15 protein-coding genes and 2 pseudogenes are annotated in these 18,988 nt (G+C 72.0%); 8 read left to right on the top strand and 9 right to left on the bottom strand.

The genetic code is table 11. The annotated features are described in order from the left end of the window. Together ACQP0N_RS00830 and ACQP0N_RS00825 are read left to right on the top strand one after the other, a co-directional pair. A complete protein-coding gene (locus tag ACQP0N_RS00830; protein WP_433116767.1) occupies positions 1-1,215 on the top strand; it encodes an acyl-CoA dehydrogenase family protein in 1,215 nt (404 codons plus the stop codon). 249 nt (positions 1,216-1,464) lie between these two features. Next, positions 1,465-3,027 (top strand): AMP-binding protein, encoded by a 1,563-nt coding sequence (locus ACQP0N_RS00825; RefSeq protein ID WP_433116765.1) that lies wholly within the window; start codon positions 1,465-1,467, stop codon positions 3,025-3,027. Positions 3,028-3,049: 22 nt separating this feature from the next. On the opposite strand, the gene ACQP0N_RS00820 is transcribed toward ACQP0N_RS00825, so the two are convergent. Both ACQP0N_RS00820 and ACQP0N_RS00815 read right to left on the bottom strand, forming a co-directional pair. After that, a complete protein-coding gene (locus ACQP0N_RS00820) occupies positions 3,050-3,691 on the bottom strand; it encodes a response regulator (RefSeq protein ID WP_433116763.1) in 642 nt (213 codons plus the stop codon). Further along, a complete protein-coding gene (locus tag ACQP0N_RS00815) occupies positions 3,688-4,833 on the bottom strand; it encodes a sensor histidine kinase (RefSeq protein WP_433116761.1) in 1,146 nt (381 codons plus the stop codon). The genes ACQP0N_RS00820 and ACQP0N_RS00815 overlap by 4 nt, the downstream gene beginning before the upstream one ends. A gap of 145 nt (positions 4,834-4,978) precedes the next feature. Here ACQP0N_RS00815 and ACQP0N_RS00810 point away from each other — a divergent pair, with 145 nt between their 5' ends. Further along, on the top strand, positions 4,979-6,046 hold the full coding sequence (locus ACQP0N_RS00810) for a DUF418 domain-containing protein (RefSeq protein ID WP_433116759.1): 1,068 nt from the start codon (positions 4,979-4,981) through the stop codon (positions 6,044-6,046). A gap of 81 nt (positions 6,047-6,127) precedes the next feature. Here ACQP0N_RS00810 and purD read toward each other — a convergent pair whose 3' ends face one another. From purD to ACQP0N_RS00795, 3 genes are all read right to left on the bottom strand, one after another. Continuing rightward, entirely contained in the window at positions 6,128-7,378 is a 1,251-nt protein-coding gene (gene purD, locus ACQP0N_RS00805) for a phosphoribosylamine--glycine ligase (protein WP_433116757.1), read from the bottom strand. A 104-nt stretch (positions 7,379-7,482) separates the two neighbouring features. Beyond that, positions 7,483-8,196 carry a DUF559 domain-containing protein gene (locus tag ACQP0N_RS00800; protein WP_433116755.1) on the bottom strand — a complete coding sequence of 238 codons (714 nt, stop codon included), beginning with the start codon at positions 8,194-8,196 and terminating at the stop codon, positions 7,483-7,485. A gap of 449 nt (positions 8,197-8,645) precedes the next feature. Then, entirely contained in the window at positions 8,646-9,935 is a 1,290-nt protein-coding gene (locus ACQP0N_RS00795; RefSeq protein WP_433116753.1) for an adenylosuccinate synthase, read from the bottom strand. Positions 9,936-10,059: 124 nt separating this feature from the next. On the opposite strand from ACQP0N_RS00795, the gene ACQP0N_RS00790 reads away from it, so the two are divergent. Then, positions 10,060-11,085: a hypothetical protein gene (locus tag ACQP0N_RS00790; protein WP_433116751.1), complete on the top strand. Its 1,026-nt coding sequence runs from the start codon at positions 10,060-10,062 to the stop codon at positions 11,083-11,085. 349 nt (positions 11,086-11,434) lie between these two features. Here ACQP0N_RS00790 and ACQP0N_RS00785 read toward each other — a convergent pair whose 3' ends face one another. After that, the gene (locus tag ACQP0N_RS00785; RefSeq protein ID WP_433121913.1) at positions 11,435-11,734 is read right to left on the bottom strand and encodes a hypothetical protein; all 300 of its coding nucleotides are present in this window, start codon (positions 11,732-11,734) and stop codon (positions 11,435-11,437) included. Between ACQP0N_RS00785 and ACQP0N_RS00780 the strand changes: the two are divergent. After that, positions 11,631-13,417, top strand: a pseudogene (locus ACQP0N_RS00780) (chromosome partitioning protein). The gene ACQP0N_RS00785 and the pseudogene ACQP0N_RS00780 overlap by 104 nt on opposite strands. Positions 13,418-13,462: 45 nt before the next feature. Here the strand turns inward: ACQP0N_RS00780 and ACQP0N_RS00775 are convergent. After that, positions 13,463-13,891, bottom strand: coding sequence for a DUF3151 domain-containing protein (locus ACQP0N_RS00775; protein WP_355048444.1), 429 nt, complete (start codon positions 13,889-13,891; stop codon positions 13,463-13,465). A 248-nt stretch (positions 13,892-14,139) separates the two neighbouring features. Between ACQP0N_RS00775 and ACQP0N_RS00770 the strand changes: the two are divergent. Next, positions 14,140-15,332: pseudogene (locus tag ACQP0N_RS00770) on the top strand (LOG family protein). Between the two features lie 58 nt (positions 15,333-15,390). Here the strand turns inward: ACQP0N_RS00770 and fbaA are convergent. Both fbaA and ACQP0N_RS00760 read right to left on the bottom strand, forming a co-directional pair. Continuing rightward, the gene (fbaA, locus tag ACQP0N_RS00765) at positions 15,391-16,416 is read right to left on the bottom strand and encodes a class II fructose-bisphosphate aldolase (protein WP_425891275.1); all 1,026 of its coding nucleotides are present in this window, start codon (positions 16,414-16,416) and stop codon (positions 15,391-15,393) included. 135 nt (positions 16,417-16,551) lie between these two features. Continuing rightward, complete coding sequence (locus tag ACQP0N_RS00760; RefSeq protein WP_355048446.1) at positions 16,552-16,935, bottom strand: phage holin family protein; 384 nt, start codon at positions 16,933-16,935, stop codon at positions 16,552-16,554. Positions 16,936-17,057: 122 nt separating this feature from the next. On the opposite strand from ACQP0N_RS00760, the gene ACQP0N_RS00755 reads away from it, so the two are divergent. Next, positions 17,058-17,270: a hypothetical protein gene (locus ACQP0N_RS00755; RefSeq protein WP_433116748.1), complete on the top strand. Its 213-nt coding sequence runs from the start codon at positions 17,058-17,060 to the stop codon at positions 17,268-17,270. A gap of 147 nt (positions 17,271-17,417) precedes the next feature. After that, on the top strand, positions 17,418-18,980 hold the full coding sequence (locus tag ACQP0N_RS00750; protein WP_433116746.1) for an LPXTG cell wall anchor domain-containing protein: 1,563 nt from the start codon (positions 17,418-17,420) through the stop codon (positions 18,978-18,980). The last annotated feature ends 8 nt before the right edge of the window (positions 18,981-18,988 follow it).

Raw genomic sequence — 18,988 nt, 5'->3', positions numbered from 1 at the left:
ATGGCCGAGTTCTCGCTCGACCTGAACGAGGAACAGCGGGATCTACGCGACTGGGTGCACGGCTTCGCCGCCGAGGTCGTGCGCCCGGCCGCCGCCGAGTGGGACGAACGCGAGGAAACCCCGTGGCCGGTGATCCAGGAGGCCGCCAAGGTCGGCCTCTACGGCTTCGAGTTCCTCGCCACCTGCTGGGCCGACCCGACCGGACTGTCCCTGCCCATCGCCAGCGAGGAACTCTTCTGGGGTGACGCCGGCATCGGCCTGAGCATCTTCGGCACCTCGCTCGCCGTCGCCGCCATCTACGGCACCGGCACCCCGGACCAGCTGGTCGAGTGGGTGCCGCAGTGCTTCGGCGACGTCGACTCGCCCGCCGTCGCCGCGTTCTGCAGCAGCGAACCCGAGGCCGGTTCCGACGTCAGCGCGATGCGCACCCGGGCCGTCCACGACGAGGCCACCGACGAGTGGGTGCTCACCGGCCAGAAGGCGTACGCCACCAACGGCGGCATCGCCGGAGTGCACGTGGTCACCGCCTCCGTGGATCCCACGCTCGGCTCGCGCGGTCAGGCGGCGTTCGTCGTACCGCCGGGCACGCCCGGCCTGGCCGCGACCCGCAAGCTGCGCAAGCTCGGCCTGCGCGCGTCACACACCGCCGACGTCTTCCTCGACGAGGTACGCGTGCCCGGCCGCTGCCTGCTCGGCGGCAAGGACGCCCTGGACGAACGCCTGGCCCGGGCCCGCTCCGGGCAACGCGCCACCGGGCAGGCCGCGATGCGTACCTTCGAGCTGACCCGACCCACCGTTGGCGCGCAGGCACTCGGCGTGGCGCGCGCCGCCTACGAGTACGCCCTCGACTACGCCAAGGACCGGGTCCAGTTCGGACGGCCGATCATCGAGAACCAGGCCGTCGCGTTCGCGCTGGCCGACATGCGGATGGAGATCGACGCCGCGCGACTGCTGGTCTGGCGGGCCTCCTGGATGGGCCGCAACAACCGCCCGTTCACCGCGGGCGAGGGCTCGATGTCGAAGCTCAAGGCCGGCGAGGTCGCGGTGTCCGTCACCGAGAAGGCCGTACAACTGCTCGGCGGCGCCGGGTTCCTGCGCGACCACCCGGTCGAGCGCTGGTACCGCGACGCCAAGATCTACACCATTTTCGAGGGTACGTCCGAGATCCAGCGACTGGTCATCTCCCGAGCGATCTCCGGCATGCAGATCCGCTGACCCTCCGCTCCTCGCGCCCCGACCAGCGTCGGGTCGGCGGCCGCTCCGGCCGGCGGCCCGACCGGTCGGCGCGTGCCCAGGTCGGTGCCGCCAGACCCGTACCCGGCGATCTTGCTCCTGCCTAACCGTGCCGACTACGTCACCCCACGCCGACGTCGGCTGGGCCGCCCGGCGCGTCGGGTGCATGATCAAGGAAGACGCCCCGCCGGATGGGGCTGTCCGCGTACCACCCCCAAGGAGGTCTGCGGCATGGACCTGCCGTTCGTCGTCACCACGCTGACCCGTCGCGGTCTGCTCACCCCGGGCCGCCCGGTCCGGATCGCCTCGCAGCTCAACGCGTTGCGTACCTGGGGATGGAGCCTCGCCGGCGAACTACGCCAGGCGGCCGCCCGCGACCCCGGACGACCGGCGATCATCGACGAGGACGGCGGCGAGCTGACCTACCAGGCACTCCTCGACCGGGCTGAGCGGATGGCCCGGTCGATGCGGGCCGGGCTCGGCGTACAACCCGGCGACCGGATCGGCGTCCTCTGCCGCAACCACCACGGACTCATCGAGACGATCGTCGCGGCGACGCTGCTCGGCGTCGACGCGGTGCTCGTCAACACGGGCCTCTCCGCCGCCCAACTGGCGACCGTCGCCGAGGAACAACGGCTGCGGCTGTTGGTGCACGACGACGAGTTCGCCGAACGGGTCCTCGGCCTGCCCGCCGAACTGCCCCGCCTCGACGAGCGTGCCCGTGAGGAACTGGTGGCCGGGGCGCTACCGGGCGAGCTGCACCCGCCGGAACGCGACGGCCGGATCATCGTGCTGACCTCGGGCACCACCGGCGCTCCCAAGGGCGCCCGCCGTCCCACACCCAGCGGCTTCGGGCCGCTCGTGTCCATCATCGACCGCATACCCCTGCACACGAAGGACCGGGTGCTGATCGCCGCCCCGATCTTCCACACCTGGGGATTCGCCGCGCTCCAGGTGTGCTTCGCGCTGCGGGCCACCATCGTGCTACACCGCCGCTTCGACCCGGCCGCCACGCTCGCCGCCCTGGTCACCCACCGCTGCGACGCCCTCTTCGCCGTACCCGTGATGCTCCAGCGGCTGCTGGAGGTGCCCCCGCCGGACCCGCGCCCCACGCTCAAGGTCGTCGCGGTCAGCGGATCGGCCCTGCCCGGCGGGCTCGCACCGAAGTTCATGGACGCGTACGGGGACGTCCTCTACAACCTGTACGGATCCACCGAGGTCTCCTGGGCGTCCATCGCGAACCCGGCGGACCTGCGCCAGGCACCCACCACGGCCGGCCGGCCACCGCACGGCACCCGACTGGAACTGCTCGACAACGCCGGCCAACCGGTGCCGCAGGGGCAGGTCGGGCGCATCTTCGTCGGCAACGAGATGCTCTTCGAGGGTTACACCTCGGGTGCCACCCGGGAGACCCGCGACGGGTTGCTCGACACCGGCGACCTCGGCCGGCTCAACCCCGACGGGCTGCTCTTCGTGGACGGCCGGGCCGACGACATGATCGTCTCCGGGGGCGAGAACGTGTTCCCGTCCGAGGTGGAGGACCTGCTCGCCCAGCTACCGCAGGTACGCGAGGCCGCCGTGATCGGCGTACCCGACCCCGAGTACGGCCAGCGACTGGCCGCGTTCCTCGCCCTGCACCCCGGCGAGACGCTCGACCCCGAGGCGGTCCGCGAGTACGTCCGGCACTACCTGGCCCGCTACTCCGTACCCCGGGACGTGGTCTACGTGAAGTACCTGCCCCGCAACGCCACCGGCAAGGTCCTCGCGCGCGAGCTGCGCCGCTACTACGGCTGATCAGCCGGGTGCGCCGACGGCCTCACCGACGTGGGCCCAGACCCGCCTCCTGCGCCAGCAGCGCCGCCTGGGTCCGGTTGGCGCAACCGAGCTTGACCAGGAGCCGGGAGACGTAGCCCTTGACGGTGGCCTCGGACAGGTGCAGGCGGCGGGCGATCTGCTGGTTCGATCGGCCGGCCCCGAGGCTCTCCAGCACTTCCACCTCGCGCTCGGTGAGCGACAGAAGCAGGTCACGGGCACGCTGGCTCCGCGCCGTCTGCGCGACGAGGCGGTCAGCCGCCACCGCGGAGAGCACCGTGTGCCCGGCCGCCGCCACCCGTACCAGGGCGAGCAGATCGTCGGGCGACGTCGACTTGAGCAGGAAGCCGACCGCGCCGGCCCGGAGCGCGCCGGTCACGTAGTCGTCCAGGTCGAACGTGGTGAGGGCCAGAACCCGTGGCGGCGACGGCAGCGTCATGATCCGCTCGGTGGCGCTGATCCCGTCGACGCCCGGCATCCGCAGGTCCATCAGCACCACGTCGGGGCGTAGTCGGACCGAGGCCTCCACCGCGTCCGCCCCGTCGTACGCCTCGCCGACGACCGTCAGGTCCGGCGCGGACCCGAGGATCGTGCGCAGGTGGGCACAGACCATCCGCTCGTCGTCGACGACGAGTACCCGGATCACGACCGCACCGCCGTCGACACCCGCACCGGCAGCGTCGCGTGAACGGCGAAGCCACCCGACCCCGTCGGTCCGGCCGCGAAGGTCCCGCCGAGCACCTCGACGCGGTGCCGCAAGCCGGCCAGGCCGGTGCCACCACCGGCGGCAGCCAGGGCACCGTCGGGTGACCGACCCGCCGGGGTGTTCGACACCGTGACGAGCACCGTCTGCCCGCCGTACTCGATCGACACGGTGGCGGTGGCACCCGGCGCGTGCTTGTGCACGTTCGTCAGCGACTCCTGGACCAGCCGGAACAGCGTTCTGCGTACCGTCGCCGAGAGTCCCTCCGGGTCGCCGACTTCGGCGAGCCGCACCGGTAGACCGACCGCACGGGAGTCGTCGACCAACCGGACCAACTCGGGGGTGTCGTCCGGGACCGGATCGACCCGTGGGTGTCCGTCCTCGCCCCGCAGCACCCCAACCAGGTCGCGCAGCTCGGTCAAGGCCTGGCAGCCGGTCGCCCGCAGTTCCTCGGCCGCCGCCCGGGCCGTCGGATCGGTGGTGGTGACCCGAAGCGCGCCCGCCTGCAACACCATGAGGTTGATCCGGTGGGTCACCACGTCGTGCATCTCGGCGGCGAGCCGCACCCGTTCCTCGGCGCGCGCCTGATCGGCCAGGAGCAGGCGCTCCCGCTCGGCCCGCTCCGCCCGGTCGGTCAACTCCGCCAGCAGGCTCCGCCGGGCCCGGACGTACATGCCCAGAACCGCTGCGGCGAGGATGACGGTCGGCGCGGTGAACGGGTCGTCGATCGACCACGCGCTCGCCCCCGCCAGGAACGCCACCGTCAGCAGCCCGAGCACCGTCCACTGTCGCCACCGTCGACCCCGGCCGTACGCCGTGACGGCATACGGAACGAGGACGGCCGCCCAGGCCGGCGCGAAGAGGCTGATCCCGGCGATGGTCAGCGCGGCGGTGTACGGGCGTTGCCGACGCATCAGCAGCATGAGCGCGGCGGCCACCTGAGCGGCCACGTAGGCCCAGGTGGGTGCGGCGATCAGCTTGGTGTCGACGTCCCGATCCGCCAGTTCCAGCCCACCGCCGGCCGCTGTCGCCAGAAGCGCCAACAGCACGTCCACGGCGACCCGGAACACCCGGTCTCGGCCCATGGCAGCAGGGTAACGGGGCGCCCGGAAAACGGCCCGCCACGCGTGCGGGGACCCGACGAACCACGACCGGCATACGACGAAAGGAGGTAGCGGTCACGACTTTCTCCGCTGACGACGCTCGGCGGCCCCACGGTGGGATCGACCCATGACCGAATCGGTACGGACGACTGACCGGCCACCGGAATCGACCGACGTCTCCACCGTCGGGCCACGGATCGGCGCGCTGGACGCGCTGCGCGGCTTCGCGCTCTGCGGCATCCTGATCATCAACATCTACCAGCAGGTCGTCTTCCGCGGCGAGGCGGCCGGCACCTCGTCGCAGCTACCCGAGGCGGTGCAACTGCTCTTCTACGAGCGGTTCTATCCGATCTTCTCGATCCTGTTCGGTGTCGGCTTCGGCATCTTCCTCCGACGCGCCGCGACCCGGACCACCCGGCCCCGCGTGGTGCTCGCCCGCCGACTGGTCGTCCTCCTGCTGATCGGTCTCGCGCACTTCGTCGTCCACCCCGGCGAGGCACTGACCGCGTACGCGTTGGCCGGTCTTCTCGTACTGCTGCCGCTGAGTTACCTCGGCGGGCGCGCGGCCCTCGTCGTCGCGGTACTGCTGCTGCTCGTCGGCGCGCAACTCGTCGTCGGTTACGGGCCCATCCCGGGCCTGCTCGCCCTCGGCTACGCGCTGGCAGAGCTGGGCGTGCCGGCCGCGCTCGATCGTCGCGTCGCCCGGGTGGCGACCGCGTTCGTCGTCCTCGCCGCGCTCGCGGTGACCTGGATCGTGCTGACCCTCCGCGAGGTGGACCTGCCGTTCGTCAACGTCCTCGGCGGGCCAGGCGGCGGCGTGAGCCTGCTACCCCCGCTCGCCGGCATCGCCACCGGCCTCGCGTACTGCTGCGGTCTGGTGCTGCTGCTACACACGCGGGTCGGACCGGCGCTGTCCGCGGTGTTGTCGCCGATGGGCCGGATGGCCCTGACGAACTACCTGAGCGCCACCGCGTTGTTCCTGCTCGCCGGTCCACCGCTGGGCATCGACAGCACCCGCGACCTGCCCCGAATCGTGGGACTGACCGTCGCCATCATCATCGTCCAGGCGGTGTGGAGCGTGCTCTGGCTGCGGTCGTTCCGGTACGGCCCGGTCGAGTGGGCGTGGCGGTGCCTGACGTGGTGGCGACGCGCCCCGATCCGGCGTCGGGGCGTGGATTCGACGACCCCGGCCTGACCCACGCCGAGAAGCGGCTTCAGCTCGTCGACCTCGACGCTGGCCGCGCTGGGCCGGCCAATGCCGGAGCGGCCAACGGCTTCAGCCGGGAATCGTGATCCGGCCGTCGATCGCGGCGGCGGCGATGTCGGTGCGGTGCTGCGAGCCCGCCAACTCCACCCCGTCCACCAGCGCGTACGCCGCGTCCCGGGCAGCCGCGAGGTCGCGCCCGGTGGCCGTACCACAGAGAACCCGGCCGCCGGCGGACAGCAACGCGCCGTCGCCGGCCCGACGGGCGGTGCCCGCGTGGATGATGCCCGGCCGGTCCGCGCCGGTGATCACATCGCCGGTGCGCGGCGCGGCCGGGTAGCCCTGCGCGGCGAGCACCACGGTGACGGCGGCGCCGTCCCGCCAGCGCAGCGGCGGGTGCTCGGCCAACGTGCCGGTGGCCGCCGCGTGCAACAACCCACCCAGGGGAGTCTCCAGCAGCGCGAGCACCACCTGGGTCTCCGGGTCACCGAAGCGCGCGTTGAACTCGATCACCCGGGGGCCGGCGGCGGTCATCGCCAGGCCGACGTAGAGCAGGCCCGCGAACGGCGTGCCCCGGCGGCGCAACTCCGCCAGCGTCGGGTGGACCACGTCGCGCATCACGTCGTCGACCAGGCCCGGCGGTGCCCACGGCAGCGGCGCGTACGCGCCCATGCCACCCGTGTTTGGGCCGGTGTCGCCGTCGCCGATCCGCTTGAAGTCCTGCGCGGGCAGCAGCGGCAGGGCCGCCTCGCCGTCGGTGACCACGAACAGGCTGACCTCCGGACCGTCGAGGAACTCCTCGACCACGACCCGGCCACACTCGGCGGCGTGCGCCAGCGCGGCGGACCGGTCGTCGGTCACCACCACGCCCTTGCCGGCGGCGAGACCGTCGTCCTTCACCACGTACGGCGCGCCGAACTCGTCGAGCGCACGCGCGGTGCTCTCCTCGTCCGTGCAGACGTACGCCCGGGCGGTCGGCACGCCGGCGGCGGTCATCACGTCCTTGGCGAACGCCTTCGAACCCTCCAACTGGGCGGCCTCGGCCGACGGGCCGAAAACGGCGATGCCCTTGGCGCGTACGGCATCGGCGACACCGGCGACCAGCGGCGCCTCCGGCCCGATCACCACCAGGTCGGCTGCGGTCTCCACCGCCAGCGCCGCCACGGCGGCCGGATCGGTCGCGGCAACGGTCTTCACCTCGGCGACCTCGGCGATCCCCGGATTACCTGGAGCGGCGATCAGCGCGTCGACAGCCGAATCGCGAACCAACCCGAGGGCAAGCGCATGCTCACGCCCTCCACCACCCACCAAGAGAACCCGCACAACGCGCCATCCTACCGCCCACCCCTCCCCACCCCCGATCCCCGCCGCCACCCCGCCCACCCCACCCCCACCCCCGCTGCCTCCCGGTGATCAAGAGGTTTGCGTCAGGAAGAGGCGCGAATCTGACGCGAACCTCTTGATCGACGCGGTTGGTCCTGGTTCCTCATGATCGCCTTGCGGACGGTCCAGGGGATGTAGTCGGGGCGCAGGGTGTCCTGCCAGGTGAAACGGAGGATCGTCCAGCCCGCGTTGACCAGGCGATTCTGACGGCGGCGGTCAGCGAAGGCCGCCTCCGGGGTGTCATGGGCGGTGCGACCATCGGCCTCCGCTATCACCCTCGGCGCGCGCCAACCGAGGTCGCCGATACCGAGCAGGTATCCGTCATCGTCGCGCACTTCCAACTGCAAGGCGTCCGGCGGCACCCCACCGTCGACGCAGCGGAGTCGGGAACGCGTCTCCAGGGGCGACTGGGCTCGCCCGTCCGCCTCCGCCAGCCATGGTCGCGCCGCGACCGCGCCCCGTCGCCCCCGAACCAGACGCGGGATCACGTTGAGGTCGGCCGGCGTGACGAGACCCTGGTGGAGCGCCGAGTCGACAACGGAGACCGCCGAGTACCGGTCAGCACGCAGAATGACGTCCGAGATCGTGCGGAGCGGGGAGGTCGCCCGGACACCAGCGACCGTGACGATGTCGCCGGTACCGACGGTCAACTGGTGTACGACCAGCCAGGGCGCCGGCGCGCGCTGAGGCCGAGGCCCGTCGACGGGCACCGATACGTGAACCTGCGTCGTCCGGCGCAGACCGGCGATGCCGTGCACCTCGAGCGCGGTGTCGAGAACCGCGAAGGCGGTCGGCCCGAGGCTCTCGGTCGCCGCCCGGATGCGGGCGCGCCGCAGCGTCGAGTCGGACGACTCTGCCTCCGGGACGTAGCACCCGCGCAGGATCCCCTGCCACCTGCCGGACCGACACAACTGTCGAACCTGTCTCTCGTCAGCCCGGCGCGCAGGGCCTGCGTCAGGGTGACGATCCCGTCCTGCCCGGCCGCTACATCACGAAGCACCTGGTGTGGTCCCACCCCCACACCCTGCCCACCGCGGCACCCATACCAAAGCCCCTGTGGATAACCCCCGGCGCCCTGTGGATAACCCGCACGCCCGATCTCCGTTGATCAAGAGGTTTGCGTCAGAAATCGGCTCGGAATTGACGCAAACCTCTTGATCAACGGGGCAGGACACGGGGGCCGGACCCGGGGGCGGGCGGCGGGGGGTTAGGGGAGGAGGGGGTGTTGGACTACGTTTTCGTCTCGGCCTGGGCCTACGCCGATGACGCTCACCCTCGTGTTGCAGAGTTCTTCGACCCTCGCGATGTAGCGGCGGGCGTTCTCGGGCAGGTCTTCGGGGGTGCGGGCCTTGGTGATGTCCTCCCACCACCCGTCGAGCTCCTCGTACACCGGGGTGGCGTGGTGGAAGTCCGTCTGGCTCATCGGCATGTCGTCGACCCGCTTGCCGTTGATCTCGTAACCGACGCAGATCGGCACCTTCGGCAGCCCGGTGAGCACGTCAAGCTTGGTGATGACCAGGTCGGTGACACCGTTGAGGCGGCAGGCGTACCGGGCCACCACGGCGTCGAACCACCCGCACCGGCGTTCCCGGCCGGTGGTGGTGCCGTACTCCGCGCCGATCTTGCGCAGGTGCGCGCCGTTGGCGTCGAACAGTTCAGTCGGGAACGGCCCGGAGCCGACCCGCGTGGTGTACGCCTTGCTCACCGCGATCACCTGGTTGATCGCGGTCGGCGGGATGCCGGCGCCCACGCAGGCGCCACCGGCGGTCGGGTTGGACGAGGTCACGAAGGGGTACGTGCCGTGGTCCATGTCCAGCATGGTGGCCTGCGCGCCCTCCAACAGCACCGTCTCGTCCCGGTCCAGGGCGTCCCAGAGCATGGCCCGGGTCTCGGCGATGTACGGCTTGAGCCGCTCCGCGTACTCCAGGTACTCCTCGACGGTGGCCTCGAGGTCGATCGCCTTGCGGTTGTAGACCTTGAACAGCATCTGGTTCTTCTCGCGCAGCGCGAGTTCCAGCTTCTTGCGCAGGATGCCCGGGTCGAGCAGGTCCTGGAGTCGGATGCCCATCCGGGCGACCTTGTCGCCGTACGCGGGGCCGATGCCCCGACCGGTGGTACCGATCCGGGACGAGCCGAGGTACCGCTCGACGACCCGGTCCAGTGCCCGGTGGTGCGGCATGATGAGGTGCGCGTCACCGGAGATCCGCAGCCGGGACACGTCCACGCCACGCTCGGCGAGACCGTCGATCTCGGCGAGGAGCACCTTCGGGTCGACGACCACGCCGTTGCCGATGACGATCATCGCGCTCGGCGAGAGCGCCCCGGAGGGCATCAGGTGGAGCGCGTACTTCTGGCCGTCCGGGGTGATCACCGTGTGCCCGGCGTTGTTGCCGCCGGAGTAGCGCACGACGTAGTCGACCCGCTCACCCAGCAGGTCGGTAACCTTGCCCTTGCCCTCGTCGCCCCACTGAGCGCCGATGAGCACGATCGCTGGCATCTCTTCCGCCTCCAGAAGGCTCGGGTGCCAGATGGCGACCGGTTGGCGAGCCCGGGGTGTCAGGTTAACAAGTAGTGACGGCGCGACCGGCAGGGGTCGCGTCGAGAGGCGGGAGGCTCCTTCGGTGTACGACGTGGTGCTGCTCACCCTTTCGTCGGAGCGGGACGCTTCCGGCGGGTGCGGCAGCGGCGAGGCCTGCTGCGGCGGCGCGGACGCGACCGGCGCGGGCGTCGACGGAACCGGACCGACGCCGGCTGACGCCGACAGTTGCGCCACCGACCGGCCCCGGGTGCCGGTGCTGGCCTGCGCCGACGCGCTGACCGCCCGGGGTGCCCGGGTGCAGATGGTCACCGCCCGCTCGGACGCGGAGATCGACGCCGTACTCGCGCAGCTCGACGGCCCGGCCCGTCCGGACGGCCTCACCTGGCCGGACACGGACGGCAAGACCCGGCTGGTCGTCGCCACGGCCAGCGACGGTCAGTTGCGCGCCGTGCTGCGCCGGCTCGTTCGGCGGTACGCGCCAGCGCCGAGCCGTCGCCCGGCTGACCTGCGCGACGATCGGACCCTGCCCGACCTGCCGCCGGTCGCCGTACTCCCGCTCGACCCGGCGCGCGGCGGCGCCCAGCGGGACCTGGCCGCGCAGCTCGGGTTGCCCCGCGACCCGGCGGCCGTGGCGGCCGCGGTGCTCGACGGCACGCCGCGTCGGCTGGATCTGCTGCGCAACGACGGCGGCTCGGTGACCCTGGACGGCGCCCTGTTCGGGGCCGCCGACGACGCGGGTCGGCCGCTGCAATGGCGGGCCCGGGTGGAGGTCGACGACACCGTCCTCACGAACGGTGACGAACCGTTGCTGGCCTGCGCGGTCGGCAACGCCGGCGGGTACGCGTCGCTCGACGAGGTGACGTTGCTGGCCGCGCCGGACCCGGCGGACGGCCGGGTCGAGGTCGCGGTGGCCGTTCCGGTGGTCGTCAGGTCGGCGTGGGGTCGCAAGCGGGTACGCCTCGAAGTGCGGCGGGCTCGCGGACGGGCAGTGTCGGTGCTGCCCCGCGAGGGAAAGGTGCCCTACCTCGACGACGGCGTCGAGGGTGAGCTGACCCGCAAGCGTTCGTGGTGGGTCGAACCGGGTGCGTGGGCGGTCTGGGTGGTCTGACCCCCGTTGCGCCGACCGGCCCCGGTCGGCCGGTGGGCCTATCCTCGCAGGAGGACTGGGGAGGAACCGTAATGGACAAGAACGCCGACCGGGCGCAGGTGCCCGGCCAGCAGCCGGTGCCGGAGCGGGACATCGAACCACTGTGGCCGCCGGATCCGGCCGAGCAGGGCGCAGAGGTGGTACCGCCGTGGGCGGCGGTCGCCGAGCAGCGGGTCGCCCCGTCGCAGTCCGCGCCGGCGGCCGTGTCGCCGCCGGTCGCCGCACCACCGATCACGGCGCCGTCGGTCGGCCGTCCGGGCGTCCCCGGGCAGCCGGGCGCGGCGGCCCTGCCGCCGCCGTCTCCGTCGGACTATCCGTCGCTGACCGGGGCGGTGCCACCGCCGACCGGCTGGGGCGCGAACGGGCCGGGCGGGCCGGGCACGGGCTGGGCGCCGGCGCAACCGAGCTGGCCTCCGGCCGACCCGCCGGCCGCGTCACCCGCGTCGACGACGTCGCCCGCTCCTTCGGCGCCGCCCGCACCGCCGACGCCACCGCTACCGCCCGCGGTGGGCGGGCTCATCGGGCCCGGCACTGCGCCCACCGGCAGCGCCACGCCGAACCCGGCGGCCACCGCCGCGTCGCCCGGCGGCGCGAACGGCGCAACCGGCACCGGGGCGGCCGGTGCCGCACCGGAAGCGGCAGGCACCGTCGCCGGACCGACTGCCGCCTCGACTGAAGCAGCCGGCAGCCCGCCCGAGGCGGGGCCACCGGACGGCTCCGGCACCGGCCCGGTCCCCGGGCCGTCCGGCGGCGTGGACCTGGACCTGCCGTTCTCCCTGGACCGCCCGCCGGTCCTAGCCGCCGAGGTAGGGGCCACCGCAAGCCCTGGCACGGCTGCCGGTCCAGCCGCAATGGACGCGGGCAAGGCCGGCCCGACCGCAGCAGGGCCGGCCGCGGAACCGGTGTCGCAGGGTGGCGGGGAGACCGCGCCTGCCGTCGGGGCCGCTCGGCCCGCGACCGAATCACCCTGGGCGTATCCACCGCAGCGACCGGCCAGCCCGACCCCGTCGGCACCGGAGCAGGTCGACATCCCGCCGCCACCGATCCCCACCCCGCCGGTTCCGCCAGCGCCGACACCCGCCGTCGACAGCGGCGGCGCGGCGGGGCAGACGTACGCGGGGCAGGTCTACGGCGGTCAGGCGGCGATCCCCGGCCAGGCCGGCCCGGCGGAACCACCGCAGCAGGACGCCGTGCCGACCCCGCCGCCGGGGCCGTTCCCCCGTCGCCGGGCTGGTATCCGCCGCCCTGGCAGCAGGGCGCGGCGGGCACTCCACCGGGCCCGCCGCAGCAGTACCAGGAGACCGACCCGGTGGCGCGGGTGCCGGCCACGGGCTACCCGGACGCCACATGGACGCCGGAGACCACGGCCGCGCCGACGGCGGAGGACTTCGCCCGCCGTCGGCAGGTCCGGCCCGCCGACCCGGTGGCCACCATGGGCGTACGGGCGGTGGTCAACAAGATGGGCCTGCTCCGGCTCTCTCCGGGGCGGCACGAGCAGGAGCTCAAGCGGGACATCGAGATGGTGCGCCGCAACTTCGGCGGGCTGCGGCAGGTGACCGTGGTCAACCCGAAGGGCGGCGCGGGTAAGACGGTGGCCATCCTGCTGCTCGCCATGACGTTCGGTCAGAAGCGCGGCGGCTACGTGCTGGCCTGGGACAACAACGAGACCCAGGGCACCCTCGGGATGCGCGCCCAGCAGGACTTCCACGCCCGCACGGTGCGCGACATGTTGCGCGACCTCGGGCAGTTCCAGGGCGCGCACGGGCGGGTCGGCGACCTGTCGCAGTACGTGCGGTCACAGGGCGAGGGCATGTTCGACGTACTCGCCTCGGACGAGTCGGCCACCGGCGGCGAGATGTTGACCGCAGCCGCGTTCGCCGAGATCCGCGAGGTGGTCAGCCGGTTCTACAAGCTGATCTTCGTGGACACCGGGAACAACGTACGGGCGCAGAACTGGCAGGCGTCGATGGACGCCACCGACCAGCTCGTGGTCACCATGTCCGCCCGTAACGACTCGGCGGAGACCGCCGCCCGGATGCTGGACCACCTGGAGCAGAGCGGCCGGCAGCGGCTGGTCCGGCAGGCGGTGACGGTGGTGTCGATGCCGCCGTCCCGCAAGGAGATCGACCTGCCGGCCATCCAGGAGCACTTCGCGGCTCGCACCAGGGCGGTGTTGCTCGCGCCGTACGAGCGGCTCATCGACAGCGGCGAGCCGATCCGGTACGGCGGTCTTTCCGCGGCCACCCGGGACGCCTGGCTGAAGATCGCCGCAGCGGTCGCCGAAGGGCTCTGAGCAGCCGACGGCCGGCCCGGTGCCGGGCCGGCCGTCGGAACGGGGTCAGTTGCTGGCGAGCGCGTCCGCCGCTGCCGGGTCGCAGTCGCGCAGGAACTGGGCGCAGCGGGCCGCCTCGTCGGCCTCGCCGATCTCGTCGGCGGCCCGGGAGAGCACGTACAGGCAGCGCAGGAAGCCCCGATTGGGCTCGTGGGACCACGGCACGGGTCCGTGGCCCTTCCAGCCGTTGCGGCGGAGCTGGTCCAGGCCACGGTGGTAGCCGGTGCGCGCGTACGCGTAGCCCGTCACCACCGCGCCGGCCGCGAACGCCCGGGCCGCGAGCGCGCCCCACGCCGCGCTGAAGGTCGGGAAGCGGGCCGCGACCTCGGCGTACGCCTCGTCGGTGCCGGCCTCCTGGGCAGCGGCCAGGGCGGCGTCGGCCTCGTCGTTCGCGGGCAGGAGGGTGGCCGGTGGCTCCGGCAAAAGGTTCTGCATCGCCCCATTCAACCCGCTGGACAGGGCGACATGCGAGCGGGTCGGCGGACGCGTCCCGCTGAACGGCTGAGGAGTTCATCACGCCTGCGGCCTATGCCGCCGCCAGGTGTTTTCCACTACAACTAATGGTCCGGAGCCTCCCCAGGACCCGGTTACGCAGGAGCCCGGTGGCCACGACCGCCGGGCTCCTGTCGCGTCCCGGGCCGTCCGGGGTTTGGCCGACCCCGCCGAAGGGGCAGGATGGCCCGGTGCCGACCCCACCACCCACCGACGTCATCGAACCGCACCTGCACGCCGACGAGATCCAGACCCGGGACGAATTCGACCGGCAACTGGTCACCGGCCGGCTGACCGGGCTGACCGTGCAGGGGCTACGCCTCGACCTCGCCCCGGTGCCCGACCTGACCGGAGTCGAGGTCACCGGCGCTCTCTTCGTCGGCTGCCGGTTCGCCTCCCGGGAGGTCGGCGCCGACCTGGTCCGGCGCGGCGCGAACGTGGTGCCGCCGTTCTCCGGGCTGCCGTACCCGACCCAGCCGGCGCACCTCTACACCCCGGACGACCTCGCCGCCGGGTTCGTCGAGGGCGGGTTCTCCGGCATGTACGACACCCGGGTGTACGAGCACTACCGGGCGCACGGCGGCGCGCTGCCGGACGTGAAGGAGGCGCTCGGCCAGCGGCTGCACGACCACGGCGTGGACAACGCGCTGGGTGACGCCACCCGGGCCTGGCTGACCGCCCACGGGTCGCAGTCGGTGGTGGGCATCATGGGCGGGCACGCGGTGCGGCGCGGCAGCCCCCGTACCGGATGGCGGCAGTGCTGGGGTGGGAGCTGGCGCGGGCCGACCGGCTGGTGGTGACCGGCGGCGGTCCCGGGGTGATGGAGGCCGCGAACCTCGGCGCCTACCTGGCGGACCGACCGGCGGCGGACCTGACCGCGGCGATCGACCTGCTGGCCACCGCGCCCGACTTCACCGACCACCACCGGTACACGGCGGTGGCGTTGACGGTCCGGCAGCGGTACGCGGGCGTACCCCGCCAGCGGGGCGACGACCTCGGTTGGGCGCGGGCCGGTGGGCTGGCCATCCCGACCTGGCTGTACGGGCACGAGCCGGCGAACCTGTTCGCGGGACGGATCGCGAAGTACTTCTCGAACGCGATCCGGGAGGACACGATCCTGCGCCTCGCCCGGGGTGGCATCGTGTTCGCGCCGGGGCGGGCGGGCACGGTGCAGGAGGTGTTCCAGGCGGCCACCAAGACCTACTACGGCACCGACGGGGCCAGTGGCGCGTACATCTTCCTGGACCGCTCCTACTGGACGCGCGAGCTGCCGGTGGAGGCGTTGCTGCGTCCGCTGCTGGCCGCCTCGCCGTTCGGTGACCTGTCGTCGACGATCCACCTCACCGACGACGTCCGCGAAGCCGTCCGCCTGCTGACCGCGTGAAAGGAAGGGCCCCCTGTCAACAGACGTCTGTTGACAGGGGGCCCTTCCTTTCAAGCAACTACTTGGTCATCGTGGTGCCGGTGGAGCGCAGGTGCTCGCACGCCTCGACGACCCGGGCGGCCAGGCCGGCCTCGGCGGCCTTGCCCCAGGCGCGCGGGTCGTACTGCTTCTTGTTGCCGACCTCGCCGTCGATCTTCAGCACGCCGTCGTAGTTGCGCAGCATGTGGTCGGCGACGGGCCGGGTGAAGGCGTACTGGGTGTCGGTGTCGATGTTCATCTTCACCACGCCGTAGTCGAGCGCCTCACGGATCTCGCTGAGCAGGGAGCCCGAGCCGCCGTGGAACACCAGGCTCAGCGGCTTGTCCTTGCCGTACTTGGCACCGACCGCCTCCTGGATCTGGTTGAGGATCTCGGGGCGGAGCTTGACGTTGCCCGGCTTGTAGACGCCGTGCACGTTGCCGAAGGTCAGCGCCGCCATGTAGCGGCCCTTCTCGCCGAGGCCGAGCGCCTCGACCATGGCCAGGCCGTCCTCGGTGGTGGTGTAGAGCTTGTCGTTGATGGCGTTCTCGACGCCATCCTCCTCACCACCGACGACGCCCACCTCGATCTCCAGGACGATCTTGGCCTTGGCGGCCTCGTCGAGGAGCTGGGAAGCGATCTGCAGGTTCTCGGCGACCGGCACGGCCGAGCCGTCCCACATGTGCGACTGGTACAGCGGCTCCTCGCCGCGCTTCACGCGCTCCTGCGAGATGCCCATCAGCGGACGTACGAACTTGTCCAGCTTGTCCTTCGGGCAGTGGTCGGTGTGCAGGGCGATGTTCACCGAGTACTTCTTGGCCACCTCGTGCGCGTACGCGGCGAACGCGACCGCGCCGGTGACCATGTCCTTGATCGAGGGACCGGACAGGTACTCCGCGCCACCGGTGGAGACCTGGATGATGCCGTCGCTCTCCGCGTCGGCGAAGCCCTTGAGCGCCGCGTTCAGCGTCTGGGAGGAGGTCACGTTGATCGCGGGGTACGCGTACCGGCCAGCCTTGGCGCGGTCCAGCATCTCCGCGTAGGCCTCGGGGGAAGCGATGGGCATGTGATGTGCTCCTTACTTACCACTCTCGGCCGTGCTGGCCGCTGTTGTTCGTCTGTGCGCCGGACCGCGCTGTCCTCCGCCCGGCAGTATCCCGCAGGTGAGGTGCGCAGGACCAACCGAGGGGGTGTCAGCCCCTCACCGGGTGTCCAGACGGTCCGGCACGATCACGCTGATCAGCCAGGTGACCACGGTCATCACGATCGCTCCCCAGAACGCCGCCCAGAAACCGTCCACCTGGAACGGCAGGTCGAGCCCGCGCGCGATCCGGTCGGTGAGCAGGAAGAGCAGCGCGTTCACCACCAGGGCGAACAGGCCGAGGGTGAGCAGGTAGAACACACAGCCGACCACCCTGATCACCGGCTTGAGCACGGCGTTGATCACACCGAAGATGAGCGCCACCACGATCAGCGTGAGCACGGTGTTGCCACCCGAGCGGCCGTGCACGTCCACCCCGGGCACGATCAGCGTGGTCACCCACAACGCGACCGCGGTGATCGCCAGTCGGATGAGGAAGCCCACGGCACCATCCTGGCACCGGCTCCCGCCGTCCCGGGGTGATTCGGCCGACTCGGCTTGCCGGCGCGGAGCGGACGCAGCCCGTACGGTGGTGGGAGCCGTGCCCCGAGACCCCGGGAGGGACGATGGGTCAGCCCGACGAGGACTTCACCCCCGGCGACCACCTCGCCGCAGACGAACGCGATCCGGAGGCGGAGCCGGCCGACGCGGTCGAACAGGCCACCTCGGTCGACCCCGCCGACGTCGACGGCGAGCCACACCGCGGCATGGAGGTCGACGACTGGGACGCCATGGAGCAGGCCCGGGTGGTCACCGGGGACGAGGACGACTACCGCTGACCTGCTCCAGGACCGTTGTCCGTTGGGGCAGAGGTCCCCGGCCGTTCGGTTCGTTCGACAAATATCGATAGCACCGGGTCATCGAAAGTGTCGGGGTCTCCCTAGGTTGTACGAGCGCGCCACCTCGGTCTCATCGGGAGGACCCCCATGCTCAAGCATTCGATCCGATGGCTCGCGGGGCTGGGTGCCGCCGGAGCGTTGATCGCTGCCTCGGCAACCCCCGCCGTCGCCGCGGCAACGATCGAGCCGTACTTCCAGGACTCCACCCTGGCCGTCGGCTCGGAGAAGGTCAGAAGCCTGTTTCTGTACGCCGACGAGCCGACGAGCCTCAGCGACGTCTCCGTGCGGTACGACTACCGCTCACTAGCCGGCAAGATCACCATTGCCCCCTTTGACCAGCAGGAGTGCGCCACACCGGAGCCGGGCGTTCTCGTCTGCCCGGAGTCCTTCGGCGTCACCCTGAACGAGTTGCCGCCGCTCGGCAGCGGGATCTACCGAGGCGTTACCAAACGGGTGGCCCTGACCGCTACCCAGGACGCGCAGCTCGGCGACTCCGGCGACGTGGTGATCAGCTTCGAGGCTGCGGGCGGGCGGCAGGGCAGCTACACCTCGCGGGTCCGCATCGGCGAGGGCGTCGACCTGGCCGGCGGGCCGTTCACCGACCATTCCTCGAAGCCGGGCGGGAAGGTTTCGGTACCGCTGGCCGTGTCCAACGTCGGCGACAAGACCATCACCGGATTCGTCGCGGTCTTCGACCTTCCGTACGCGATCCGGACCAAGGATCGGTTCAGCAACTGCGTCTACTCCGACGACCACCTGGTCTCCTGCCAGTTCGACGAGGAGATCCCGGTGGGCGAAGGGCTCACCGGCACGCTGAACCTCGAACTCGCCCGGGACGCCTACGCCCCGGCCAACCTTTCCGGCTATGCCCAGTTCATGACCGTTGCCGACTTCGAGGACCTGACCCGGGTTCGCGAAGCCGTTGGTGTCCGAGAGGGCGCGCGTGGCAATGGTCCCAAGTTGAGCCTGACCGCGGCAGCCAGCGGGATGCGGCAGGCCGACCAGACCGACGTCGGCCCGGGCTACGACTACACCGGCTGGATCATCAAGGTCACCGGCAGGAACGGCACCGACCTCGCGGCGATCGGCGCCACGCTCAAGGGCCGGGCCGGCACCGTCGTCACGGCGACCGTCGGTTTCCGGAACAACGGCCCGGCGACGCTCGACAACGTGAGCGAGGAATGGGAGGCCGCCACCCACACGCTCGTCGAGCTGCCGCCCGGCACCACGGCCGTCGAGGTTCCCGTCGGCTGCCAACTGCGACCGGGCACCCGGACGTACCAGTGCGCCTCGGAGATGCTGCTGGTGGCCGGCGAAACCTACACCGTGGACTTCCGGCTGCGTATCGACAGGGTCGTCCCCAACGCCAACGGCACGGTGTGGGTCAACGCGCCGTGTGAGTGTCCCGCCGGCGGGGGCTTCAGGGGCGACATCAAGCCGGCCAACGACCGGGCCGTGATCCTGGTCAACCCGGGCCAGGGCGGCGGCAGCGGTGACGGTGACGGTGACGGAGGCAGCGGTGGCGGTGGTTCGCTGCCGATCACCGGCTCCCCCACGAGCCTGCTCGCCGGCATCGGTGGCCTGCTGCTCGCCGCCGGTCTGGGCGGCTACCTGCTCACCCGACGTCGGAGCACCCGCTTCGTCGCCTGACCCGCACC

It is taken from the genome of Micromonospora sp. CA-246542 (assembly GCF_050942905.1).
In the GTDB taxonomy this organism is placed as follows: Bacteria; Actinomycetota; Actinomycetes; order Mycobacteriales; family Micromonosporaceae; genus Micromonospora.
The sequence above is the reverse complement of the archived record's forward strand: the minus strand, read 5'-3'. Positions and strand labels throughout refer to the sequence as shown.